The 24,242-nt window shown below is 69.3% G+C and carries 21 protein-coding genes; 13 read left to right on the top strand and 8 right to left on the bottom strand.

Annotated features, from left to right (window positions below):
* Positions 1 to 8: 8 nt before the first annotated feature.
* A complete protein-coding gene (gene aguA, locus ACOQOP_RS19280) occupies positions 9 to 1,112 on the bottom strand; it encodes an agmatine deiminase (protein ID WP_420563438.1) in 1,104 nt (367 codons plus the stop codon).
* On the bottom strand, positions 1,100 to 1,588 hold the full coding sequence (locus ACOQOP_RS19275) for a response regulator transcription factor (RefSeq protein WP_420563437.1): 489 nt from the start codon (positions 1,586 to 1,588) through the stop codon (positions 1,100 to 1,102). The genes aguA and ACOQOP_RS19275 overlap by 13 nt, the downstream gene beginning before the upstream one ends.
* Before the next feature lie 107 nt (positions 1,589 to 1,695).
* On the opposite strand from ACOQOP_RS19275, the gene ACOQOP_RS19270 reads away from it, so the two are divergent.
* Together ACOQOP_RS19270 and ACOQOP_RS19265 are read left to right on the top strand one after the other, a co-directional pair.
* Entirely contained in the window at positions 1,696 to 2,346 is a 651-nt protein-coding gene (locus ACOQOP_RS19270) for a pyridoxamine 5'-phosphate oxidase family protein (RefSeq protein WP_420563436.1), read from the top strand.
* A 193-nt stretch (positions 2,347 to 2,539) separates the two neighbouring features.
* The gene (locus ACOQOP_RS19265) at positions 2,540 to 2,833 is read left to right on the top strand and encodes a GIY-YIG nuclease family protein (protein WP_420563435.1); all 294 of its coding nucleotides are present in this window, start codon (positions 2,540 to 2,542) and stop codon (positions 2,831 to 2,833) included.
* Between the two features lie 182 nt (positions 2,834 to 3,015).
* Here ACOQOP_RS19265 and ACOQOP_RS19260 read toward each other — a convergent pair whose 3' ends face one another.
* From ACOQOP_RS19260 to ACOQOP_RS19250, 3 genes are read right to left on the bottom strand one after another with little or no spacing between them, the layout of a single operon-like run.
* Entirely contained in the window at positions 3,016 to 3,312 is a 297-nt protein-coding gene (locus tag ACOQOP_RS19260; RefSeq protein ID WP_420563434.1) for an HNH endonuclease, read from the bottom strand.
* An 8-nt stretch (positions 3,313 to 3,320) separates the two neighbouring features.
* Positions 3,321 to 4,088 (bottom strand): zinc-ribbon domain-containing protein, encoded by a 768-nt coding sequence (locus tag ACOQOP_RS19255; protein WP_420563433.1) that lies wholly within the window; start codon positions 4,086 to 4,088, stop codon positions 3,321 to 3,323.
* A gap of 30 nt (positions 4,089 to 4,118) precedes the next feature.
* Positions 4,119 to 5,009 (bottom strand): LysR family transcriptional regulator, encoded by an 891-nt coding sequence (locus ACOQOP_RS19250; RefSeq protein ID WP_420563432.1) that lies wholly within the window; start codon positions 5,007 to 5,009, stop codon positions 4,119 to 4,121.
* A 133-nt stretch (positions 5,010 to 5,142) separates the two neighbouring features.
* On the opposite strand from ACOQOP_RS19250, the gene ACOQOP_RS19245 reads away from it, so the two are divergent.
* The 4 genes from ACOQOP_RS19245 (at position 5,143) to ACOQOP_RS19230 (ending at position 10,735) form a co-directional block, all read left to right on the top strand.
* Positions 5,143 to 5,982: an EamA family transporter gene (locus ACOQOP_RS19245; protein WP_420563431.1), complete on the top strand. Its 840-nt coding sequence runs from the start codon at positions 5,143 to 5,145 to the stop codon at positions 5,980 to 5,982.
* Positions 5,983 to 6,054: 72 nt separating this feature from the next.
* Positions 6,055 to 6,810 (top strand): SDR family oxidoreductase, encoded by a 756-nt coding sequence (locus ACOQOP_RS19240; RefSeq protein ID WP_420563430.1) that lies wholly within the window; start codon positions 6,055 to 6,057, stop codon positions 6,808 to 6,810.
* Between the two features lie 320 nt (positions 6,811 to 7,130).
* A complete protein-coding gene (gene recQ, locus ACOQOP_RS19235; protein WP_420563429.1) occupies positions 7,131 to 9,023 on the top strand; it encodes a DNA helicase RecQ in 1,893 nt (630 codons plus the stop codon).
* Complete coding sequence (locus tag ACOQOP_RS19230; RefSeq protein WP_420563428.1) at positions 9,020 to 10,735, top strand: feruloyl-CoA synthase; 1,716 nt, start codon at positions 9,020 to 9,022, stop codon at positions 10,733 to 10,735. Before recQ ends, ACOQOP_RS19230 begins: the two co-directional genes overlap by 4 nt.
* 225 nt (positions 10,736 to 10,960) lie before the next feature.
* On the opposite strand, the gene ACOQOP_RS19225 is transcribed toward ACOQOP_RS19230, so the two are convergent.
* Positions 10,961 to 11,947, bottom strand: a complete 987-nt coding sequence (locus tag ACOQOP_RS19225) for a lysophospholipase (RefSeq protein WP_420563427.1) — start codon at positions 11,945 to 11,947, stop codon at positions 10,961 to 10,963.
* Positions 11,948 to 12,045: 98 nt separating this feature from the next.
* Between ACOQOP_RS19225 and ACOQOP_RS19220 the strand changes: the two genes are divergently transcribed.
* Positions 12,046 to 12,243: a zinc-finger domain-containing protein gene (locus ACOQOP_RS19220; RefSeq protein WP_420563426.1), complete on the top strand. Its 198-nt coding sequence runs from the start codon at positions 12,046 to 12,048 to the stop codon at positions 12,241 to 12,243.
* Positions 12,244 to 12,270: 27 nt separating this feature from the next.
* Here the strand turns inward: ACOQOP_RS19220 and ACOQOP_RS19215 are convergent, their stop codons facing one another.
* Positions 12,271 to 12,753, bottom strand: a complete 483-nt coding sequence (locus ACOQOP_RS19215) for a YHS domain-containing (seleno)protein (RefSeq protein ID WP_420563425.1) — start codon at positions 12,751 to 12,753, stop codon at positions 12,271 to 12,273.
* A 243-nt stretch (positions 12,754 to 12,996) separates the two neighbouring features.
* Between ACOQOP_RS19215 and polA the strand changes: the two genes are divergently transcribed.
* From polA to ACOQOP_RS19195, 4 genes are all read left to right on the top strand, one after another.
* Positions 12,997 to 15,819: a DNA polymerase I gene (gene polA, locus ACOQOP_RS19210; protein WP_420563424.1), complete on the top strand. Its 2,823-nt coding sequence runs from the start codon at positions 12,997 to 12,999 to the stop codon at positions 15,817 to 15,819.
* Positions 15,820 to 15,829: 10 nt separating this feature from the next.
* Positions 15,830 to 16,756 (top strand): arginase family protein, encoded by a 927-nt coding sequence (locus tag ACOQOP_RS19205; protein ID WP_420563423.1) that lies wholly within the window; start codon positions 15,830 to 15,832, stop codon positions 16,754 to 16,756.
* Between the two features lie 76 nt (positions 16,757 to 16,832).
* A complete protein-coding gene (locus ACOQOP_RS19200; RefSeq protein WP_420563422.1) occupies positions 16,833 to 17,600 on the top strand; it encodes an Hpt domain-containing protein in 768 nt (255 codons plus the stop codon).
* A 46-nt stretch (positions 17,601 to 17,646) separates the two neighbouring features.
* Positions 17,647 to 18,987, top strand: a complete 1,341-nt coding sequence (locus ACOQOP_RS19195) for an RsmB/NOP family class I SAM-dependent RNA methyltransferase (RefSeq protein WP_420563421.1) — start codon at positions 17,647 to 17,649, stop codon at positions 18,985 to 18,987.
* Here ACOQOP_RS19195 and ACOQOP_RS19190 read toward each other — a convergent pair.
* Positions 18,984 to 19,583, bottom strand: a complete 600-nt coding sequence (locus ACOQOP_RS19190; protein WP_420563420.1) for a TetR/AcrR family transcriptional regulator — start codon at positions 19,581 to 19,583, stop codon at positions 18,984 to 18,986. The two genes, ACOQOP_RS19195 and ACOQOP_RS19190, sit on opposite strands and share 4 nt — an antisense overlap.
* A gap of 133 nt (positions 19,584 to 19,716) precedes the next feature.
* Between ACOQOP_RS19190 and ACOQOP_RS19185 the strand changes: the two genes are divergently transcribed.
* Together ACOQOP_RS19185 and ACOQOP_RS19180 are read left to right on the top strand one after the other, a co-directional pair.
* A complete protein-coding gene (locus ACOQOP_RS19185; RefSeq protein ID WP_420563419.1) occupies positions 19,717 to 20,940 on the top strand; it encodes an efflux RND transporter periplasmic adaptor subunit in 1,224 nt (407 codons plus the stop codon).
* 43 nt (positions 20,941 to 20,983) lie between these two features.
* Positions 20,984 to 24,181 (top strand): efflux RND transporter permease subunit, encoded by a 3,198-nt coding sequence (locus ACOQOP_RS19180; RefSeq protein ID WP_420563418.1) that lies wholly within the window; start codon positions 20,984 to 20,986, stop codon positions 24,179 to 24,181.
* The last annotated feature ends 61 nt before the right edge of the window (positions 24,182 to 24,242 follow it).

Here is a 24,242-nt window from a genome sequence, read left to right as displayed (position 1 = left end):
TTTGGACTCTATCTCCCCATCGGGATCTGCTGGGTGATGCAATGGATATTGCCGCCGCCGAGCAGGATCTCCCGGGCCGGGATGCCGACCACCTCGCGGTCCGGCAGCGCGTCGGCGATGATCTGGCAGGCGTCGTCGTCGGTGCGCGGGTCGAGCAGCGGGACCAGAACCCGGCCCTCCACCAGGTAGAAATTGGCGTAGGAGCCCGCCAGCCGGTCGCCGGCCTCGCGCGGCTTGCCGCCGGGGGCCGCCACCACGCCGCCGGCCTCCTTGTCGGTCATGTGCAGCGGGCCCGGCATCGGCAGCTTCAGGATGCGGAACGGGTCGCCGTTCAGGTCGTGGACCCCTTCCAGCACCGCCAGCGCCTCGGCCGAGCGCACATGCTGCGGGTCCCAGGGATCGTCGGTCCAGGTCAGCAGGATCAGGTTCGGCCCGGCCACATGCAGCAGGTTGTCGACATGCCCCGTGGTCTCGTCGGCGAAGACCCCGCGCGGCAGCCAGACCACCTGCGCCGCCCCGCTATAGGCCTTCAGCAGCTCCTCGCACCGGTCGCGGCCGAGCCCGGCATTGCGGCCGGTGCTGAGCACGCATTCTTCGGTGACGAAGACCGTGCCCTTGCCGTCGCTGTGGATGCCGCCGCCTTCTTGGATCAACGGGGAGCGATAGCGCTGCAACCCCTCGTGCTCCGCCACCAGGCCGGCCACCGCGTCGTCGGCCCGCCAGTCGGGGTAAAGCCCGTGCACCTCCCCGCCCCAGGCGTTGAAGGTCCAGTCCACCGCCCGCCGCGCGCCGGTCCCATCGACCACAACGGTCGGGCCCACATCGCGCATCCAGGCGTCATCGCTCTTCATCTCCACCAGGGTGACCCCGGCGGGCAAGGCGGCGCGGGCGCGCTCCAGGCGGCGGGCGGAGACGCCGACGGTCAGCGGTTCGGCGGCGACGATGGCCTCGGCGACGGCGGCGAAGGCCTCCTCCGCCGGCCCGGCGTCGTCGCGCCAGGTATCCCCCCGCTCCGGCCACAGCATCCAGGAGCCGGCATGGGGTTCGAATTCACCCGGCATCCGGAATCCATCGGCTGCCGGCGTGCCCGGCAGCGGGTTCATTTCCCCCATGTGACGCGATCCGTGAAGCGTTTCATCATCAAGGCGTTGACCCGGTTCTGCAGCCGCTTGGCCGGCACCGGCTTGGTCAGCACGATGTCGACCTCCAGACGCTTAGACTCCTGGACGGCGAATTCATTCACCGCCCCGGCCAGCAAAACGACCGGAATGTCGTCGGGCAGGGTGGTGGAATCCTCGCGGATGCGCTGCAGCAGCTCGAACCCGTCGGTGCCGTCAGGCCCTTCCAGTTGGGAATCCAGGATCAGCAGGTCGGGGGTGAGTTCCTCGGCGGCGTAGAGGGCGGCGGCGGCGTTATGGGCGTCCAGCGGCTGCGGGAATCCCAGGTCGAGCAGGGCCCGGCAGAGCAGAGCGCGGTTGTCGTCGTCCGGCTCCACCACCAGGGCGAGCAAGCCCTCGTAGTCGAAGCTGGCGAGTACCCCGTCCATGACCCGCGTCAGGCGACGCGTCTGGGTCAGTTCCGTTGGCATATGCCCATGGCCCCACGTTTTCAGGTCTGCTAGCGTCCCGGCCAGCAAACCGAGTCTAGCCGAGTCGCCGGCTCCCGCGAAGCCGGCGCGAACCCGGAGTTCCTACGATGGATACCGCACCGATCAGAGAGACGGCCGCCACGGACGTTCTGGAGACCGAGGCCGCCCTGCGCGAGATCTACGGCACGCCGGGCGAGCTGGCGGCGAAGAAGCAGCTCACCTACCTGGACAAGCATGCCAAGAGGTTCCTGGAGCTGTGCCCGTTCCTGGTCATCTCGACCCAGGGTGCGGACGGCCTCGGCGACGTCTCGCCGAAGGGCGACGCGCCCGGCTTCGTGGCGGTGCTGGACGACCGCACGATCCTGATCCCCGACCGGCCGGGCAACAACCGGATCGACACGCTCGGAAACCTCACCGAGAACCCGGGCGTCGGCATCCTGTTCATGATTCCCGGGGTCAACGAGACCCTGCGGATCAACGGCCGCGCCAAGGTGATCGCCGACACCGCCATGCTGACCCGTTTCGAGGTGCGCGAGCGGCTGCCGAAGACCGGCATCCTGGTCGAGGTCGCGGAGATGTACCTGCACTGCGCCAAGGCGCTGGTGCGCTCCAAGCTGTGGGAGGACGACTACAAGGTCGACCGCAAGGTGCTCCCCTCCCTCGGCCAGATGATCGCCGACCAGGTCGAGGACGCCAGCGTCGACGTGGCCGCCGCCGACAAGCGGATCGCGGACTCGGAGAAGAACAACCTGTATTGAGGAGCGAGAGCAGCCGGGCTCCCACGCTCCCTCTCTCACTCCCCGGATTTATTCCGGGGCCTACGGATCAACTTGCCTTGCGGTTCGGCGTCGGCGTTGACCCTGTCGTAGGCCCCGGAATAAATCCGGGGAGTGAACTTGGTCGACACGAGATATCGCGCAATTTCGCCCCTGGCCGGTCCATGCCATGTGCATGGCCTTCTACGTCTACATTCTCGCAAGCGGCAGGAACGGAACGCTGTATGTCGGGCGCACCTCGGATCTGGCAAGGCGGATGCTCGAGCATAGGACGAAGGCCTTCGACGGCTTCACCGCCCAACACGACGTGACCCGGCTGGTCTATTTCGAATCCCACGAACGGCTCGAGCCCGCCTGGCACCGCGAACGATCCCTCAAACGCTGGCGCCGCGAGTGGAAGCTCAACCTGATCGAACAGGACAACCCGGACTGGCGGGATCTGGCGATAGCCCTGTTGGACGAGGGCTGAAGGTCTCCCATCGACAGCCGCCCTGCTCCCCTTTTCCTCACCCACTCCCCGGATTTATTCCGGGGCCTACGAGTGGATGTGGCACTTAGCGTGACACGTCCCCCCAAACGTCAGGGAAGCTCAACCGTAGGCCCCGGAATAAATCCGGGGAGTGGATGAGGGGAGGAAGCGCCAACAAACAATTACCGACGCCGCCGAGCGGTCCGGTGGCGGCTGGTGAAGGTTGGGGGTTTGCCCTGCAGCCACTCCAGGAACCGCGCGATCTCCGGATGGGCGCGCAGCTTCTCCGGGGTGTCGTAGTCCCGGGCCAAGCTGCGTTCGTCCAGCACGCTGTGGATCTTGCGGTGGCAGACCGTATGCATCGGCTCCGCCGCCCGGCCGCCCTTGCTCTTCGGGACCCAGTGGTGGCGGTCGACGCTCGGCCCCGCCAGCATCGGCCGGCCGCAGAGCGGGCAGGGTCCGAGATCCTCCTCCGCCACCGGCCCGCTCAATAGCCGAGCCCGGCCTCCGGGCGTGCGTCGGTGAAGGTGACGTTGACCTTGGCCGCCCCCGGCGCGGTATTGGCGAACTCGGAGATGAAGGCGGTCTTCTCGCCGGGCAAGAGCTGGTAGGATTCCGTGGTGAACAGCCAGCTCGCCAGGGTCGAACCGCCCTCGGCGATCACCGTGGCGCGCAGGGCCGGCAGGCTGATCATCGTCTCGCCCGGATTGCGGATCTCGCCATGGACCTCCAGCACCTCGACGGTGCCCTCCTGGCGGCGCTGCACATACACGTTCTGCAGCACCAGCCCCTCGCCCGGGACCGGTACGGGCATGCCGACCTTCTCATACAGCAGCGCGCTCGCCGGCCACGCATGGACCAGGGAGGTGCGGGCGGCGAACAGGCCCGCCGGGATCGCCACCGCCAGGACCAGCAGGGCATAGAGGATGTAGGGCCGCGACGGCTTCTCGGTCTCGGTTCCCCGCACGGCGCGGAAGCGCGACACGTCGCCCAGGGGCGGCGGGTCGATCTCCTCGCCCATCCCGTCGTGGCCGGGGCCCTCCTCGAGCGGCTCGTCCAGCGACGGCTCGGGCGGCGGCGCCTTCTTCTTCTTTTTGGCGACGGGAGGCTCCGCGGGCGCCTCGTCCTCGGCGCCGGCCGGCATCTGGTGCCACTTGTGCTCGCAGCTGCTGCATTTCAGCTTGCGGCCCTTGGTGCCGAGCGCGGCGTCCGGCACCTTGAACTTCTGCTCACATTTCGGGCAGGTGACGAGCATTCGGATCCTCAGGAAACCAAGTCGGACAAACTATATCGCCGCGCCCGCCACCGGCAAGGACACAGCACCCGCCGCATCGCGCAGCCAGGTGCCGAACACCCGCACCTCCGGCCGCGCGTCCTGCGGCAGCAGCAGCACATAGGCGAGCCCGCTGTCGACGAAGCCGAAGGGGGCCGCCAGCCGGCCGCTGTCGAGATCGTCCTGCACCAGCACCCGTGGCGCGATGGCGACCCCGAGCCCGGCCGTCGCCGCCTCCAGCATGAAGTAGAAATGTTCGTATTCCTGTCCGCCGGGCGGCAGGGACAGGCCGGCCGCCGCACTCCAGTCGGGCCAGGCGGAAAGCCGTGTGCGGGTGTGCAACCTCGGCAGCACCGTAAGGTCGGCCGGTCCGGCCACGGCGCGGACCAGATCCGGCCGGGCGACCGGCCCGACCTGCTCCTCGAACAGGGTGATGGCCGAGGGCAGCTCCCAGGGCGGGCGGCCGACCCGGATGGCGGCGTCGAGACGCTGGCGACGGAACTCCACCGGCCCGTCATTGGCGGTCAGCCGCACCTCGATCTCGGGATGGGCGCGCTGGAAGCCGAGCAGGCGCGGGATCAGCCAGCGCATCATCAGGGTACCCGAGCAGGACACGTCGATGGTGCTGCGCCGGTCCTGGATGACCCGGTTCACCGCCTCCTCGATCCCGTCGAACGCCTCGGTCAGCGGCTCCAGCAGGACCAGCGCCTCCCGCGACGGCTTCAGCCGGTTGCGCGGCCCCTCGAACAGGGCGACGCCGAGCTGGGCCTCCAGCCCGCGGATCTGCCGGCTGACCGCGCTGTAGGTCACGCCAAGGGCCTCGGCCGCGTCGGTCATCCGGCCGAGCCGGGCCGTCGCCTCGAAGGCGCGCAGGGCGTTGAGCGGAAGGGCACCGCGTTTCATGTGTGTTTCTCTCACATAAAGAGGGAGAAATCATCGTTTTTCGCCAGGTCATAAAACTGTCATAAGCGATTACGGCACAAGAAGCCGCCCCCGCCTTCTTCGAGACACGCCCGCTTCGAGACATACACGCCCGATGGATACCGCCGTCTTCCTCGCCGTCCTGTTCGCCGCCCTGCTGCATGCGGGCTGGAACGCGGCGGTGAAGGTCGGGCTCGACCGGTTCTCCTCGATCCTGCTGCTGGCCATCGTCCAGGCGGCGATCGCCGTGCCGCTGCTGCCCTTCGTGCCGCTGCCCGCGCCGGAGGGCTGGTGGTGGATCGCCGCCGCCGCCCTGCTCCATGCCGGCTACAAGCTGTTCCTCATCCAGGCCTATGCCCACGCGGATCTGAGCCAGGCCTATCCGCTGGCCCGCGGCACCGCCCCGCTGATCGTGTCGGGGGTCTCGATCCTGTTCCTCGGCGTCAGCTTCACCGGCGTGCAGATGCTGGCGATCGTGGCGATCTCCGGCGGCATCCTGGTGATGGCGCTGCGCGGCAGCGAGACCGGCCGGATGCAGGGCAAGGCGCTGTTCTACGCCCTGGGCACAGCGGCCTTCACCGCCAGCTACACCCTGATGGATGGGGTCGGCGCCCGGGTCGCCGGCTCGCCCTCGGGCTTCATCCTGTGGATGGTGATCGGCGACGCGATGGTCATGGTCGCCTTCGCCGTCGCCACCCGGGGCACCGGCGTCTTCGCCGCCCTGGTCCCGGCGTGGAAGACCGGGCTGGCGGCGGGCGCGATGTCGCTCGGCTCCTACTGGATCGCGGTCTGGGCCTTCACCCAGGCGCCGATCGCCCTGGTCGCCGCCCTGCGCGAAAGCAGCATCCTGTTCGCCATCCTGATCGCCGCCTTCGTCATGCGCGAGCGGGTCAGCCGCTGGCGCTGGGTCTCGGCCCTGATGATCGCCGGCGGGGTCGCCCTGACACGGGTGTAGATTGCCGTCTGTGCCGGGGCGGAACCCGGTGCTACCGTCCCGGCAAACATCCAATCCGGGAGGGAAACGACCATGAGCACCATCAAATCGGCCATCGTGACGGGTGCCGGCTCCGGCATCGGCAAGCGCAGCGCGCTGGCGCTGCTGAAGGCCGGCTGGAGCGTTGCGCTCGCGGGCCGCCGGGCCGACGCGCTGGAGGAGACCAAGAAGGAGGCCGGCGCCGACGGCGCCCGCGCCCTGCCGGTGCCGACCGACGTGACCGATCCGGCGGCGGTGAAGGCGCTGTTCGACAAGACGGTGGAGGCCTTCGGCCGGGTCGACTTCATCTTCAACAATGCCGGCATGAACGCCCCCGGCATCCCGCTGGAGGAGCTGTCCGACGACCAGTGGCGCGACGTGGTCGACGTGAACCTGACCGGCTGCTTCTGGGTGATCCGCGAGGCCTTCCGGGTGATGAAGGCGCAGGAGCCGATGGGCGGGCGCATCGTCAACAACGGCTCGATCTCGGCCCATGCGCCGCGGCCGGACAGCATCCCCTATACCGCGACCAAGCACGCGGTCTCCGGCCTGACCAAGACGGCGGCGCTCGACGGCCGCAAGTACGACATCGCGGTCGGCCAGATCGACGTCGGCAACGCCTTCACCGAGCTGGCGGCCCGGATGAAGACGGGGGTGAAGCAGGCCAACGGCGAGATCAAGCCGGAGGCGATGATGGACGTGGACCACGTGGCCAACGCCATCGTCCACATGGCCAGCCTGCCGCCGGACGCCAACATCCTGAATCTGACGGTGATGGCGACGAAGATGCCGTTCGTCGGGCGGGGGTAAACCTTTCCGCCCCCCGTTCCTCCACCCTGTCACCCCGGACAGCCCCGGACCCGACCCGGGGCTGTCCGTGACCGACGCGGGGATCGAGCTTCTGCCGGGTCTCGGGCTTCTGCCGGGTCTGCGGCTTGATCCTGATTTGCATCAGGATGACGGTGAGGGATGGGTAAAAGAAAATGGCCGTCGTCCTGACGCAAGTCAGGACCATGCCGCCAGCGCCTCCCCAAGGGCCGCCGCGTTCCACAAACACCGCGATTCGCGCCCCGTCCCTGCCATAGCCCCGGGCCAGCAACGCCCGCGATCCGCCGGACTGCCATCGCCCCATGACCCGCACCGAGGACAGTGCTACCTCTGAGCCCATGGCTCTCGCCCATTCTGACCTCCTCGACGGTTCGCCCGCAGCCTCCGGCCGCTGCCCGGAGACGGCGCTGCATGACGTGTTCGGCTTCGCCGCTTTCCGCCCCGGCCAGCGCGACGTCATCGACAGCATCCTGGCCGGCCGCGACACCCTCGCCGTCATGCCGACCGGGGCCGGCAAGTCGCTCTGCTTCCAGCTTCCCGCCGTCATGGATGGCGGGCTGACCGTCGTCGTCTCGCCGCTGATCGCGCTGATGGAGGACCAGGTCCGCTCGCTGCGCCTGCAGGGCGTCTGCGCGGCCGCCATGCATTCCGGCAACGCGCCGGGCACCAACGGCGATATCTGGCGCCAGGCCCGCTCCGGCGAGCTGCGGCTGCTCTACATCGCGCCGGAACGCCTCGCCCTGGATGGCATCCTCGACGACCTGTCGGATATCGGCGTCACCCGCCTGGTGGTGGACGAGGCGCACTGCATCAGCCAGTGGGGTCACGCCTTCCGCCCCGACTACCTGACCCTGGCGCGGGTGCGCGAGCGGCTCGGCGTGCCGACCGCCGCCTTCACCGCCACCGCCGACGCCGCCACGCGGCGCGACATCGTGGAGCGGCTCTGCGGCGGCGACGCCCAGGAGTTCGTCTTCGGCTTCGACCGGCCGAACCTGGACCTGCGCATCGCCGAGAAGCGCAGCCCGATGAAGCAGCTCCTCGCCTTCCTGGAGGACCGAAAGGGCGAGAGCGGCATCGTCTACTGCCTGTCGCGCCGGGCGGTCGAAGAGACCGCGGCGGCCCTCTGCCGCCAGGGCATCCCGGCCGTGCCCTATCACGCCGGCCTCGACCCTGAGATCCGTGCGGCCAACCAGGACCGGTTCGTCACCGAGGATGGCTTGGTCGTCTGCGCCACCATCGCCTTCGGCATGGGCATCGACAAGCCGGACGTCCGCTTCGTCTTCCACACCGACGTGCCGGGTTCGGTGGAGGCCTATTACCAGGAGATCGGCCGCGCCGGGCGCGACGGTCTGCCCGCCACCGTGCTGATGCTCTACGGCCTGGCCGATATCGCCCAGCGCCGCCGCTTCGTCGACGAGAGCGGGGCGAGCGAGGACCAGCGCCGGATCGAGCACCGCCGCCTCAACACCCTGCTCGGCATCTGCGAGACGGCGGGCTGCCGTCGCCAGGCCCTGCTGGCCGCGCTCGGCGAGCCGCTGGCCGAGCCCTGCGGCAATTGCGATACCTGCCGCGAGCCGCCGGAGACCCTGGACGGGCTGGTCCCGGCCCAGAAGGTGCTGTCCGCCATCCTGCGCACCGGCCAGCGCTTCGGTGCCGGCCACATCGTCGACGTGCTGGTCGGCGGCAAGACGGAAGCCGTGCAGCGGCACGGACACGATGCGCTGCCGACCTTTGGCGTCGGCACCGAGTTCGACCGCAACGGCTGGCGTTCCGTCATCCGCCAGCTCGTCGCTAGCGGCATCGTCGCCATCGACACCGCCGGGTTCGGCGGTCTGACCGTGGGCGAGGCCGGGCGCGCGGTGCTGAAGGGCCAGGCCGGCGTCACCCTGCGGCGCGACACCGCCAAGCGCACGAAATCCAGCGGGCGCGACCGGGGCGAAGCCGTCGCCACGGTGTCGCCGGAGAATGCCGGGCTGCTGCGGGCGTTGAAGGAGGAGCGGCGCGACATCGCCCGCGAGCTCTCCCTGCCGGCCTATACGGTGCTGCACGACCGCTCGCTGATCGAGCTGGCCGAGCGCCGACCGTCCTCGCTTGAAGCCTTCGCCGGGATTCACGGCGTGGGCCAGGCCAAGCTGGAGAAGTTCGGCGCCCGGTTCCTCGCGGTCATCCGCGAAGCCGACGGTGCGCCTGCATGAAGCCGGCGCGGAAGCGGGCACCCTTCGCACTGCCCGATATCGCCATCCGCCGGGATGCCGACGGCACAATCCACCTGCGCTCCCGCACCCCGCCCGCCGCCCATCCCGAGACCATCGTCGAGCATCTGGACCGCTGGGCAAGCCGCACGCCGGACCGCACCCTGGTGGCCGAACGCCAGGGCGACGGCTGGCGCGCGGTGAGCTTCGCCGAGGCCGCCCGGGCCAGCCTCGGCATCGCCACCGCGCTGATCGGGCGCGAGATCGGATCGGTGATGGCGCTGTCGGAGAACTCGGTCGACCAGGCGCTGCTGATGCTGGGCGCGTTCCGGGCCGGGGTGCCGTTCTGTCCGGTCTCGCCCGCCTACTCGCTGCTGTCCCGCGACTTCGCCAAGCTGAAGCAGATCTTGGAGATCGTCCGGCCCGGCCTGGTCCTGGCCGAGGGGCTGGCGCCGTTCGAGCGCGCACGTGCCGGGGTCGATTTCGGCGGTGCGGAGGTCGTCGGCGATGTGAGCGACCTCGCCGCGACCGAACCGGGCCACATGCCGGCGATCACCGGCAACATGGTGGCAAAGATCCTGTTCACCTCCGGCTCCACCGGCACCCCCAAGGGCGTGATCAACACCCACCGGATGCTCGCCTCCAACCAGGCCGCCCTCGGCCAAGTCTGGCCGTTCCTGGCCGAGCGGCCACCGGTCATGCTCGACTGGCTACCCTGGAGCCACACCTTCGGCGGCAACCAGAATCTGGGCCTCGCCATCAGCCATGGCGGCACGTTGTATATCGACGACGGTCGGCCAACGGCGGAGCGGATCGGCCGCACGGTCGAGAACCTCCGCCTCGTCCGCCCGACCCTGCATTTCAACGTGCCGCGCGGGCTGGACATGCTGCTGCCCCACCTGGAGGCGGACGAGACCTTGCGCGACCGGTTCTTCGAGGCGCTGGAATTCGTGTTCTATGCCGGCGCCACCCTGCCGCTGTCCCTGTGGCGGCGGATCGAGGCCTTGGGGCAGGCGGCGACGGGGGAGCTGCCGGTACTGACCACCTGCTACGGCACCACGGAGACCGCGCCGATGGCGCTGGCGGCCCATCTGGTGCTGGAGGGGACCGGCGTGGTCGGCGTGCCGGTGCCGGGGGTGGAGGCCAAGCTGGTGCCGACCGGCGACAAGCTGCAGATCGCCCTGCGCGGCCCGAACATCACGCCGGGCTATGCCGGACGCGACGACCTGACGGCCCAGGCGTTCGACGAAGAGGGCTATTTCCTCAGCGGCGACGCGGTGCGGCTGGCCGATCCGGTGGATCCGAATGCCGGGATCATCTTCGACGGAAGGATCGCCGAGGATTTCAAGCTGTCGACCGGCACCTGGGTCAGCGTCGGCGCGCTGCGGGTGGCGGTGATCGCGGCCTGCGGGGCCGCGGTCAGCGACGTGGTGATCGCCGGCCACGACCGCGACGCCATCGGCATCCTGGTCTTCGCCAAGCCGGACGCGACGGTCGAGGCGATCCGTGCGGGGCTGGCGCGGCACAACGCCGCCAACCCGGCCTCCAGCACCCGCATCGCCCGGGCCCTGATCCTGGACGAGCCGCCGAACGTCGATGCGGGCGAGATCACCGACAAGGGGTACCTGAACCAGCGCCGCATCCTGGAGCGCCGCAAGGATCGGGTCTGGCACCTGCTCGCCACCCCGCCGGCGCGGGACGTGATCGTGCTGTAGCGTGCCGTCCTCCTGACGAAGGTCAGGACCAAGCCGCCCCCCTTCCACAATCTCACTTCCCGGCCTTGTGCCGGGACCCACCCGTCAATAGCACGGACGCATGCGAACATCCTGCGGCGTCCGGGTGCGCCCCGCCGTGGACCCCGGCACAGGGCCGGGGAGTGTTGGAAGGAGGAACGGGACAGAGGGATTCCTTAGACGTTTGTGGAAGTGGAGAATATCGGGTCACCCCCCGCAGAACCGCTCCAGCGCCGCCCTCCCGGCCTCCTCGCCCGAGGGCAGCGCCGCCGTCGGGTCCCGCGTCCACGCCGCGATGTCGGCGATCACCTGGGCGCGTTCCAGATCGCGGAACAGCATGTGATAGCCCTCGTCGTACAGCGCCACCCGGCGGCGCGGCGGCAGGGCCCGCAGCATGGCGCAGGTCGGCCGGCGCGGCACCAACTCGTCCTTGCGGCCGTATAGCACCAGGATCGCCCCCTGCAGCCCGGGTGCGGCCGCCTGGGCGGCCCCCATCAGCGCCACCAGCCCATGCACCGTGTCCACCCGCGGCCGCTTGATGAACAGCGGGTCGCGCGCCAGGGCCCGCAGCATGGCGATGTTGTCGCTGGGGATGATGCGGATGCCCCGCGGCTCCAGCGGCAGCCAGGGCACCGTATGGGCCATGATGTCGAGGCTGAGGGTCTGGACCAGCGGCATCCAGTCGCGGCCCCAGACCGCGGGCGCCGACAGCACCGCCCCATCGGCCTGGGTATCCGGATCGGACAGGGCCAGCATCGCCACCGCCCCGCCCATGCTCTCGCCCAGCAGGTAGACCGGCACGCCGGGCAGGTCCGCCTTGGCCAGCCGCACCAGGGTTTCGGCGTCGCGGGCCATGCGCTCGCGACCGTGCCACATGCCGTAACCCGGCGCCTCGCCGAAGCCGCGCTGGTCGGCGGCATAGACGGCGACCCCCTGGGCCGACAGGTCGGCGCCGAGCTGGGCGAAGGCGTTGGAATAGTCCCCGAAGCCGTGCAAGGCGACGACCGCAGCCTCGGCTGGGCCCTCCGGCCGCCAGATCCGCAACGGCAGGCGGATGCCGTCCTCCATCACCGCGAAGGGCCGCTGAACCAGTTCCGGCACCACCTGCTCGGTCCCCGGCCGTGCGATCTGCGGCGCGCAGGCGGCAAGCACGAGCAGGCACAGACTGGTTAACGACAGGCGGACCGATCCCATGACCCCATCCCAACTGATCAAAACCTTGCGGGAGACGCGGTCGTGGGTATCATCCGGGGATCACGTGAACAAGCGCGGGCAGCGCGGAGGATCGGGCCATGGCGGCGGCAAGCAACGACGCGTTCGAGACCATCGAGGTGACGGGACACCGGGTCGCCTGCGACGGCGGCGACGGTCCGCTCGGCCATCCCCGGGTGTTCCTGGAGATTCCCGAGGACGAGCACAAGGTGGTGTGCCCCTACTGCTCCCGCACCTTTGTGATGGTCGGCGAGGGCGCGGGCGAGCACGCCGCCTGAGAGAGCGCCCCTGAGAGACCGCCCGGCCTACTCAAGCACCTTGGGCCAGTTGCCGTCGGCCGACCGGATGTGTCCGGGAACGTCGGCTTCCCATTTCTTCTGAACGTCGGCGTTGTAGTTCAGGTATAGCTTGCCGTCGACGATACGCCAGTGCTGCGGGTCGCCCTTGGCGGTATAGCCCTGGGATACCGCCCAGGCGCAGTAGCCGCCATACTGCGGCGCGTATTTCGCCGGGTCGGCGATGAAGGCGTCGCGATGCTCGGCCGAGCTGAAGCGCCAGGTAGCCCCCTTGTACTCGGTCTCGAACTCGTCCGACCCCTCCACCGGCTTGCCGTCGGTGAAGTAGGAGACCGGGTCGTAGCCGTCCACCGCCTTGTCCGACAGGAACTCGGTATAGACCGGATCCTGGCCGGCATGGGTGATCCGCGGTCCGACGAAGGCCACGAGGCCGGCGACCGCCACGATCGCGACGATGCGGGCGAGCGCCCTGGAGAAAGCTGCGTAGTGCATGACCCGGTTCCACTTCCCTGTTCGGCCGTTCCTGATCGGTTGCCCGAGCATACGGGCAGGTGCCGCTCGCGCGACATCACGCGCCCGCGACGCTGCGGTAAACGCTCCGTGAGGCAGGACTGGGGCGGCCGCGCCGAAATCCGCCCCGGTCGTCCATAGAGGGCGACAAGGACGCTTCAACGGTTGCCGCCCCGCTCCGGTCCGCTAGAGTCGCGCCCAGCCTCACCAGCCCCGGAAGATCCGATGGCCGACACCAACGCCCCCTCCATCCCGACCCCCGCCGAGCCGGGGCAGAGCCATCTCTTCCTGGTGGACGGATCGGGCTACATCTTCCGCGCCTATCACGCCTTGCCTCCGATGACCCGGCCGGACGGCACGCCGGTGAACGCCGTGTTCGGCTTCTCCAACATGCTGGTGAAACTGATCGACGACATGGATGCCGACCACATGGCGGTGATCTTCGACGCCAGCCGGTTCAGCTTCCGCAACGACATCTACCCCCAATACAAGGCCCAGCGCCCCGACGCGCCGGAGGATCTGGTCCCGCAGTTCCCGCTGATCCGCGAGGCGACCCGCGCCTTCAACGCGCCGTGCATCGAGATGGACGGCTTCGAGGCCGACGACATCATCGCCACCTATGCCCGCCAGGCGGTGGAGAAGGGCTGGCGGGTCACCATCGTGTCCTCCGACAAGGACCTGATGCAGCTCGTGCGGCCGGGGGTCGACATGTTCGACCCGATGAAGAACGTGCCGATCGGCCCCGACCAGGTGATGGAGAAGTTCGGCGTCTCCCCGGAGAAGGTGGTGGACGTCCAGGCGCTGGCCGGCGACAGCGTCGACAACGTACCCGGCGTGCCCGGCATCGGCATAAAGACCGCCGCCCAGCTCATCGGCGAATACGGCGACCTGGAAACGCTGCTGGAACGCGCCGGCGAGATTAAGCAGCCGAAACGGCGCGAGAACCTGATCGAACATGCCGAACTCGCCCGCATCTCCAAGCAGCTCGTCACCCTGAAGGACGACGTCGAGGTGCCGGAGCCGCTGGGCGACCTGGTGGTGCGCGGCATCGATACCGACAAGATCCTCGCCTTCCTGCGCGAGCAGAACTTCAAGCGGCTGATCGCCCGGTTCGAAAGCGAGGCCGGACAGGCCGCCGGGGAGACCGCCGCCACCGCCGCCGTCTCCGCCCCGACCGGTGAGGCGGCCGGCTACGAGCTGGTCACCACCCTGGAGGGCCTGCGCGGCTGGATCGCCGCCGCCGAAGCCCAGGGCACCGTCGCCTTCGACACCGAGACCACCTCGCTCAACGCCATGCGGGCGGAGCTGGTGGGCGTGTCCCTGGCGCTGGGTCCGGGCAAGGCGTGCTACATCCCGCTGCGCCATGTGGGCAGCGCCGCCCAGGGCGAGCTGCTGGCCGCCGCGTCCGACGGCGATGCGCCGGAGCAGCCGCCCTTCGAGGAGGCGATCGCCGCCCTGAAGGGCCTGTTCGAGAATCCGGCGGTCCTGAAGGTCGCCCATAACGCCAAATACGACTGCCTGGTGCTGAGCCGACCGGTCAACGGCGGCATCACGGTGGCCCCGCTCGACGACACCATGTGCGCCTCCTACGTGCTGGAGGGCGGGCTGCACGGCCACGGGCTCGACGAGCTGTCCCTGCTGCATTTCGAGCACCGGAACATCAAGTTCGAGGAGGTCTGCGGCAAGGGGAAGAGCCAGATCGGCTTCGCCGAGGTGCCGCTGGACAAGGCCCGGGACTACGCCGCCGAGGACGCGGACATGACCTGGCGCCTGCATCAGGTGCTGCGCCCCCGTCTGGTCGACGAGCACATGACCACGGTCTACGAGACCCTGGAGCGGCCGCTGATCCCGGTGCTGGTCGACATGGAACGCAACGGCATCCGGGTCGACCCGAAGATCCTGAACGACATGTCGGCCGATTTCGCCAAACGCATGGTCGAGCGCGAAGGCGAGATCCATACGCTCGCCGGGGAGGAGTTCAACGTCGCCTCGCCCAAACAGCTCGGCGAGATCCTGTTCGACAAGATGGGCCTGTCCGGCGGCAAGAAAGGCAAGACCGGCGCCTACGGCACCGGCGCCGACGTGCTGGAGAGCCTGGCCGCCCAGGGCATCGAGCTGGCCGAGAAGGTGCTGGACTACCGCCAGATCGCCAAGCTGAAGTCGACCTACACCGACGCGCTGGTCGACGACATCAACCCGGAGACCAAGCGGGTCCACACCTCCTATTCCATGACCGGGGCGGCCACCGGCCGGCTGTCCTCCAACGACCCGAACCTGCAGAACATCCCGATCCGCACCGAGGAGGGGCGCAAGATCCGCACCGCCTTTGTCGCCGAGCCGGGCAACCTGCTGCTCTCGGTCGACTACTCGCAGATCGAGCTGCGGCTGGTCGCCGACATCGCCGGGCTGGAGACCATGCGCGCCGCCTTCCGCGAGGGCATCGACATCCATGCCCAGACCGCCTCGGAAGTGTTCGGCGTGCCGCTTGCGGAGATGACGCCGGAGGTCCGTCGCAAGGCCAAGGCGATCAATTTCGGCATCATCTACGGCATCTCCGGCTTTGGCCTGGCCCGCCAGCTCGGCACGCCCCAGGGCGAGGCGCAGCAGTACATCAATGCCTATTTCGAGCGCTTCCCCGGCATCCGCGACTACATGGACGAGATGAAGCGCCGCGCCCATGAATGGGGCTTCGTGGAGACAAGGTTCGGCCGCAAGGTCCATATCACCGCGATCCGCGAGAAGAACCCGGCCATGCGGAACTTCGGCGAGCGCGCGGCGATCAACGCGCCGATCCAGGGCACCGCCGCCGACATCATCAAGCGCGCCATGGTCCGCCTGCCGGTCGCCCTGGAGCGGGCGAACTCCAAGGCCCGCATGCTGCTGCAGGTGCATGACGAACTGCTGTTCGAGGTGCCCGAGGGCGACGTGGAGGCCACCGCCGCCCTGGTGAAGGAGGTGATGGAGGGGGCCGCCGCTCCGGTCCTGAACCTGTCGGTCCCGCTGGTCGCCGAGGCCGGCTGGGGCGAGAGCTGGGCCACCGCACACTGAGGATGACGGCATGAGTCTCGACACCACCGCCCCGGCGCCGGCCTTCTTCGGCGCCCGCACCGACCTGCCCCTGGCCGACGCGGAAATCGTGCTGTTCGGCGCGCCCCACGGCACGCCCTATCCGGAGTTCAGCAACGAGGCGTTGGCGGGCACCGCGACGACCCTCCGCCAGGCGCTAAGCCACGATGCCGGCTGGGCGCATCACTGGGATTTCGACCTGGGCCGGCCGCTGGACGATGACGGGACCCTGGCCTTCCTCGATGCCGGCGACCTGAAGACATCCTCGCTGGACGGGCCCGGCAACCGGGAGAAGATCGCAGCCGCGACCGCGGCCATCCTGCAGGCCGGGGCGGCACCGGTCATGATCGGTGGCGACGATTCCGTGCCGATCCCGTTCATCGAGGCGCTCGCCCCCCTCGGCCCGCTCACCATCGTCCAGGTCGACGCCCATATCGACTGGCGGGACGAGCGGCGCGGCGAGAGATACGGCTTCTCAAGCACCATGCGCCGGGCCTCGGAGATGGCCCATGTGGAACGCATCGTCCAGGTCGGCATCCGCGGCCTCGGCTCGGCCATGCAGGAGGAGGTGCAGATCGCCGAGACCTGGGGCGCGGAGATCGTCACCGCCCGCGACGTCCACCGCCACGGCATCGAGGCGGCGCTGGAACACGTCCCGGCCGGGGCGAACTGCCTGATCACCCTGGACTGCGACGCGCTCGATCCGTCGATCATGAAGGCGGTCGTCGCCCCCACCCCGGGCGGCCTGACCTATACCCAGGCGATCGATCTGATCCACGGCGTGGCGGCCAAAGCCCGGCTGCGCGCCTTCGACATGATCGAGTTCATCCCCGAGCGCGACCCCGACGGCCTGTCCGCCCTGACTGCGGCCCGGGTTCTCGTCAACGCGGTCGGCGCAATTCGCTCGACCGCTCGTTGACGAAACCTTAACTGTCCTTCGGCAGGGTTCCGCGCCGCCTCATTGCGTCGCGGCGGGCAATTGGGGGTGGGCTTCCATGGCACTGTTCGACGATATCGTTGCGAATCTTACGCAGGAATTTCTCGGGGAATCCTCCGACCGCCTTGCGCGGATGCAGGTCTCGCTGACCAACCTCTCCAGCGGAAAGGGGGCCGACCGCGATGCGATCATGGCCCTGTCGCGCGAGATCCACAGCGTGAAGGGTGCCGCCGCCAACTTCCAGTTCCGCACCGTCGCCACCGTCGCCCACCGCTTCGAAGACTATATGGCGGCGACCCTCGACCAGACGCCGCTGCCGATCGAGGACTACCAGCGCTTCGTCGACTGCCTGTCCGACCTGATCGAACTCGGCCGCGAGCCGGACGCCAAGCAGTCCGCGGCCATGCAGACCCGGCTGCCGGCGCTCGCCGCCTTCGATCCGACCAGCGTCGCGGCGAAGCCGGGCCGGGCCCTGGTGGTCATCCGGGCCCGCACCATGGGCCACATGCTGTCCCGCGAGCTGGCCAATTGCGGCTTCATGGCGCAGACCGCCCTGGACGTATTCGACGCCATCCGCCTGTCGACCACCCAGCGCCCCGACATCGTGCTGACCTCCGCCGTCATGGACGGGATCTCCGGCGTCGACCTGATCAACGCGCTGCGGGCGATCAAGTCCACCGCCGACCTGCCCTGCGCGGTGGTGACCTCGTTCGATCGCAGCCATCCGGAGCTGGCGGGCCTGCCCAAGGATGCGGGCGTCGTGCGGCTCGGCAAGACCCTGTCCGACGACCTCGGCACGGTCCTGACTGGGGTGGCGCCGCGCTGATCCGGCGGCGAGGGGGCGCCTTTCCCCTTTGCTTGGCGGCTCAGCCGTGCTCAAACCCGCCGCCATGACCGACGAGACATCCGATCCCCAATCCGCCGGCGATCCGAAGATCTCCGCCGCCCGCAGCGTCGCCTTCGACCTGCTGCGCGCGGTGCTGGCGAAAAAGACGCCGCTGGACGAGGCCCTGGTCGCCCATGACGGCATGGGCTGGCTGCCGGATCGCGACCGCGGCTTCGCCCGCACCTTGGTGGCCTCCACCCTGCGCCGGCTCGGTCATGTGGACCGGCTGATCGACACCTGCCTGGCCCAGCCGCTGCCGCTGAAAGCCTCAGCCGTGCGTGACGTGCTGCGGATCGCGGCGACCGAGCTGCTGGTACTGAAGGTCGCGCCCCATGCCGCCGTGGACAGCGCGGTCAACCTGGTGCGGTCCCGCGGCCACGAGAAGTTCGCCAAGCTGACAAACGCGGTGCTGCGCCGCCTCGACCGCGAGGCGCGCGAGACCATCGACACCCTGCCCGCCCTGGACGCCCTGCCCGACTGGCTGGCGGAGAGCTGGCGCGAGACCTATGGCGCGGAAACTGCGGAGGCGATGGCCGCCGCCGTCCAGCGCGAGCCGGTGCTCGACATCACAGTGAAGACCGACCCGGAGCACTGGGCCGAGGCCCTGGGGGCTGAGATCCTGCCGACCGGCAGCCTGCGCCGGCCGATCGAGGGTCGGGTCGATGCCCTGCCCGGCTTCGCCGAGGGAGCCTGGTGGGTGCAGGACGCCGCCGCCGCCCTGCCGGTCCGGCTGCTGGGCGACGTGGCCGGCCGGACCGTGGTCGATCTCTGTGCGGCGCCGGGCGGCAAGACCGCCCAGCTCGCCGCCGGTGCGGCCCATGTGATCGCCGTCGACCGGGCGGCCAAGCGGGTCAAGCGGATGCAGGAGAACCTGAGCCGTCTGCAACTCGCCGCCACCTGCGTGACCGCCGATGCCGCCAAGTGGAAACCGCCGGTTCCGGTGGACGCGGTGCTGCTGGACGCCCCCTGCTCGGCCACCGGCACGGTGCGCCGCCACCCGGACATCCCCTGGCTGAAGGGCGCGGGCGACGTGGCCAAGCTGGCCATGCTGCAGGACCGGCTTCTCGACACCGCCCTGTCCATGGTCAAGCCGGGCGGCACGGTGGTGTTCTGCACCTGCTCCCTGGAAAGCGCGGAAGGGGCCGAGCGGATCGAGGCCCTGATGGCGCGCAATGCGACGGTCCAGCGGCTCCCGGTCACGGCCGAGGAGATCGGCGGCCTGTCGGAGCTGATCACGGCCGAGGGCGACCTGCGCACCCGCCCCGACCACCTGTCCGAGGCCGGCGGGATCGACGGATTCTACGCCTGCCGGCTGGTCAGGAGCTAGGCTCGGGCCTGATCCGGCACCGGCCAGGCGCGCATGGCCATCTGGGCGACCTCGCGGAGCTGCTCGCAGGTGGCGCCACCACTCGCCTGCACCGACATGCCGTGGCTGATGGTGGCGACGAACCGGGCCAGCACGTCCGGATCGGTCCCCGGCGGCAGCCGGCCGTCGGCGCATTCCTCCGCGAAGCGCTGGCGCAGGCGCCCTTCGTACTCGGCCCGGATCTTCGCCAGCTCGTGATGCACCCGCTCGGTCTCGGCCGAACAGGCGAGCGCACCCTGGACCGACAGGCAGCCGGCCGGGTGTTCCGGATCGGTCAGGATCTCGGCCGCCCCGTCGAGCAGCTTGGCCACCATCTCACGGGCGGTCGGTTCGGCCAGAACCTCCTGGAAGAACTCGTTCTTCAGGGCGACATAGCGGGCCAGCGCCTTCTGGAAGAGCTCTTCCTTGTTGCCGTAGGTAGCATAGAGGCTCGGCCGGTTGATCCCCATCGCCTCGGTCAGGGCGGAGATCGACGCGCCTTCGTATCCGGAGCGCCAGAACACCTCGAGGGCCCTGTCCAGGGCGGAAACCTCACAAAATGTCCGCGGCCGGCTCATGGCCTGAATCCTCCACTCGATTTTTTTTGTACCGATCGGTAAGGTGGGTACTTGATCGACCCATGTCCACCCTCCATATCCGGCCGAACCGATTTCTTACCGATCGGTACAAAACGAGATATGGAGCGTTCCGATGGCTGGCACTCAATCCAAAGGTCGCGGCTACAAAATCATACTGGGCTCGGCCGCGGTAGCCGCAATCATCGCCGGCGGCATGCTCGCCCTCTCCCCCTCCCATTCCGAGGAGACGGCCGCCACGGGAGAAGCCTCGCCGGCCGTTCAGGCGCCGGTTGCGGTGCCGGTCTCCGTCGCCACGGTCGAGGCCCAGAACCTCGTCGGCTGGAAGGAGTTCTCCGGCCACCTGGAGGCGGTCGAGCGTGTGGAAGTCCGCTCACGGGTCGCCGGCCAGGTCCGGTCCGTGCATTTCCGCGAGGGCAGCCTGGTGCAGGCGGGCGACCTGCTGGTGACCATCGATCCGGAGCCCTTCGCCGCCGAGGTGGCGCGGGCCGAGGCCCAGGCCACTGCTGCGCGGGCACGGCTCGCCTTCACCAAGAAGGAGCATGAGCGGGCCCAGCAGCTGGTCAAGACCCGCACCCTGCCGATCCGCGAGGGTGACAGCCGGGCCAACGCCTATCGCGAGGCCCAGGCGAACTTCCAGGCCGCCGAGGCGGATCTGAGGAAGGCCCAGCTCGACCTCGGCTATACCGAGATCCGCGCGCCCGTCTCCGGCCGGGTCGGCCAGATCCTGGTCGATGTCGGCAACCTGGTGCCGGCCGGCGCGGGCGCCCCGGCCCTGACCACCCTGGTCTCGGTCGATCCGATCTACGCCAGCTTCGACGCCGACGAGCAGGTGGTGCTGGAGGCGATCCGCGACCTCGGCACCGGCGGCAACCGCGACGTCAGCCGCATCCCGGTCGAGATGGCCGCCCCCTTCGGCAGTTCCGAGCCGATCCGCGGTCACCTGCAGTTCATCGACAACACCGTCAACGCCGGCAGCGGCACGGTCCATGTCCGGGCCCAGTTCGACAATCCCGACGGGTTTCTCATCCCGGGCCAGTTCGCCCGGCTGCGCATGGGCAAGGCGGTGGCCGAGCGGTCGCTGCTGATCACCGACCGGGCGGTCGGCATCGATCAGGGCAAGAAGTTCGTGCTGGTCGTCGCCGACGACAACACCGTGTCGTATCGCGAGGTCACCCTCGGCCCGAGCGCCGGCCGCCTGCGGGTGGTCACCAGCGGCCTGAACGCCGGCGAGCGGATCGTCGTCAACGGCCTGCAGCGGGTCCGCCCGGGCGCGCTGGTCGCCCCCGAACAAGTTGCCATGACCCCTGACCTCCCCCTGGAGACGGCGTCGAACTGACGCCGTCCTTCCCTCCCCGTTTTCCGAAAACCGGACACCTGACATGAACATCTCCCGTTTCTTCATCGACCGTCCGGTCTTCGCCGGGGTGCTGTCGGTCCTGATCTTCGTCGCCGGGCTGCTCGCCCTGCGCAGCCTGCCGATCTCCGAATATCCCGAGGTCGTGCCGCCCACCGTGGTGGTGAACGCTCAGTATCCGGGCGCCAACCCGAAGGTGATCGCCGCCACCGTGGCGACCCCCATCGAGGAGGCGATCAACGGGGTGGAGGACATGCTCTACATGAGCAGCCAGGCCACCACCGACGGGCTGATGACCCTGACCGTGACCTTCCGCCTGGGTACCGACCCGGACAAGGCCCAGCAGCTCGTGCAGAACCGGGTCACCCAGGCCGAGCCGCGCCTGCCGGAAGAGGTCCGCCGTCTGGGCGTGACCACGGTGAAGAGCTCGCCCGACCTGACCATGGTCGTGCACCTGCTGTCGCCGAACGACCGCTACGACATGACCTATCTGCGCAACTACGCCGTCCTGAACGTGAAGGACCGGCTGGCGCGGATCGAGGGCGTGGGCCAGGTCCGGCTGTTCGGCTCCGGCGACTACGCCATGCGGATCTGGCTCGACCCGCAGAAGGTGGCCGAGCGCAACCTGTCGGCCGGCGACGTCGCCGCCGCCATCCGCGAGCAGAACATCCAGGCCGCCGCCGGCATCATCGGCGCCTCGCCGGGCCTGATCGGCGTCGACCTGCAGCTTCCGGTCAACGCCCAGGGCCGGCTGGAGACCGAGGAGGAGTTCGGCGAGATCATCGTGAAGACCGGCGAGGACGGGGCGGTGACCCGCCTGCGCGACATCGCCCGGATCGAGCTGGGGGCGGCCGAATACGCCCTGCGCTCGCTGCTGGACAACAAGTCGGCCGTCGCCATTCCGATCTTCCAGGCGCCGGGTTCCAACGCCATCCAGATCTCCGACGATGTGCGCGCCACGATGGAGGAGCTGAAGGGCTACATGCCCGAGGGCGTGGACTACTCCATCGTCTACGACCCCACCCAGTTCGTGCGCGCCTCCATCGAATCCGTCATCCACACCCTGCTGGAGGCGGTCGGGCTGGTCGTGCTGGTGGTGATCCTGTTCCTGCAGACCTGGCGGGCCTCGATCATCCCGCTGCTGGCCGTGCCGGTCTCGGTGGTCGGCACCTTCGCCGCGATGCACCTGCTCGGCGTGTCGATCAACGCCCTGTCCCTGTTCGGGCTGGTGCTGGCGATCGGCATCGTGGTCGACGACGCGATCGTCGTGGTCGAGAACGTGGAGCGCAACATCGAGGAAGGACTGGCGCCAAAGGCCGCGACCTACAAGGCCATGCGCGAAGTCTCCGGCCCGATCATCGCCATCGCCCTGGTGCTGGTGGCGGTGTTCGTGCCGCTGGCCTTCATCACCGGCCTGACCGGCCAGTTCTACGAGCAGTTTGCGCTGACCATCGCGATCTCCACGGTGATCTCGGCGATCAACTCCCTGACCCTGTCGCCGGCCCTGGCCGCCCTGCTGCTGAAGGGCCATGACGCGCCGAAGGACGGCCTGACCCGGGCGATGGACTTCGCCTTCGGTTGGCTGTTCCGCGGCTTCAACGCGGTGTTCCGGCGCGGCTCCAACGCCTATGGCGGCGGCGTCGCCCAGATCACCCGGCACAAGACGGTGACCGTGGGCTTGTACCTGGCCCTGCTCGGCGCCACCTACGCCATCTTCAACCAGGTGCCCGGCGGCTTCGTGCCGATGCAGGACAAGCAGTACCTGATCGGCTTCGCCCAGCTCCCCAACGGCTCCACCCTGGACCGCACGGAAGGCGTGATCCGCGAGATGAGCCGGATCACCCTGGACGACCCGGACGTCGAGAGTGCGGTGGCCTTCCCCGGCCTGTCGATCGCCGGCTTCACCAACAGCTCCAGTGCGGGCATCGTCTTCGCCACCCTGAAGCCGTTCGAGGAACGCCAGGGCGCAACGCAGAGCGCCGGGGCCATCGCCGGCCGGCTGAACGCCCAGTACGGCGCGATCCAGGACGCCTTCGTGGTGATCTTCCCCCCACCCCCGGTGCAGGGCCTCGGCACCACCGGCGGCTTCAAGTTGCAGATCCAGGACCGGACGTCGCGCGGCTACGAGGAGCTCAACACCGTCGTGCAGGAGTTCCTGGCTGCGGCCCGCCAGGCGCCGGAACTGGCCAACGTCTTCACCAACTTCCAGGTGAACGTGCCCCAGCTCTATGCCGATCTGGACCGCACCAAGGCCCAGCAGCTCGGCGTGTCGGTGACCGACGTGTTCGAGACCCTGCAGATCTATCTGGGCAGCCTCTACGTCAACGACTTCAACCGGTTCGGCCGCACCTACTCGGTCCGTCTGCAGGCCGATGCCCAGTACCGGGCCCAGCCGGAGGATATCGGCGCGCTGAAGGTGCGCTCCAGCTCCGGCGCCATGGTGCCGCTGTCGGCCCTGCTGACGGTGGAGCCGGCGGTCGGCCCCGAGCAGGCGATGCGCTACAACGGCTTCATCGCCGCCGATGTCAGCGGCGCGCCGGCCCCCGGCTATTCGTCCGGCCAGGCCCAGGCGGCGGTGGAGCGGATCGCGGCGGAGACCCTGCCGTCCGGGTTCAGCTTCGAATGGACCGACCTGACCTACCAGCAGATCCTGGCGGGCGATTCGTCCCTGATCATCTTCCCGCTCGCCCTGCTGCTGGTCTTCCTGGTGCTGGCCGCCCAGTACGAGAGCCTGAGCCTGCCGCTGGCAATCATCCTGATCGTGCCGATGAGCGTGCTGGCGGCGATGACCGGGGTCTGGCTGACCGGCGGGGACAACAACGTCTTCACCCAGATCGGCCTGGTCGTGCTGGTCGGACTGTCGGCGAAGAACGCCATCCTGATCGTGGAGTTCGCCCGCGACCTGGAACTGGCGGGGCGCGGTCCCGTGGCCGCGGCGATCGAGGCCAGCCGCCTGCGGCTGCGGCCGATCCTGATGACGTCCATGGCCTTCATCATGGGTGTGGTCCCGCTGATCATCTCAACCGGTGCCGGGGCGGAGATGCGCTACGCCATGGGGTTGACGGTGTTCTCCGGGATGATCGGGGTGACCGCCTTCGGGATCTTCTTCACCCCGGTGTTCTACGTCGTCGCCCGGGCGATGACCGGCAACCGCCCCCTGCGGCATGCCTCTGAGGCCGAGCATATCGGTCCCCACGACGCGATCCCGGCCCCGGGGGAGTAACCCCCCCTCCGCCTCCCCGGCGGCCGGTACGGGCGTCCTTCGCGCAGGCGAGGGGCGCCCG

The sequence above is a fragment of the Thalassobaculum sp. genome (assembly GCF_965223715.1).
Taxonomy (GTDB): domain Bacteria; phylum Pseudomonadota; class Alphaproteobacteria; order Thalassobaculales; family Thalassobaculaceae; genus Thalassobaculum.
The sequence above is the reverse complement of the archived record's forward strand: the minus strand, read 5'-3'. Positions and strand labels throughout refer to the sequence as shown.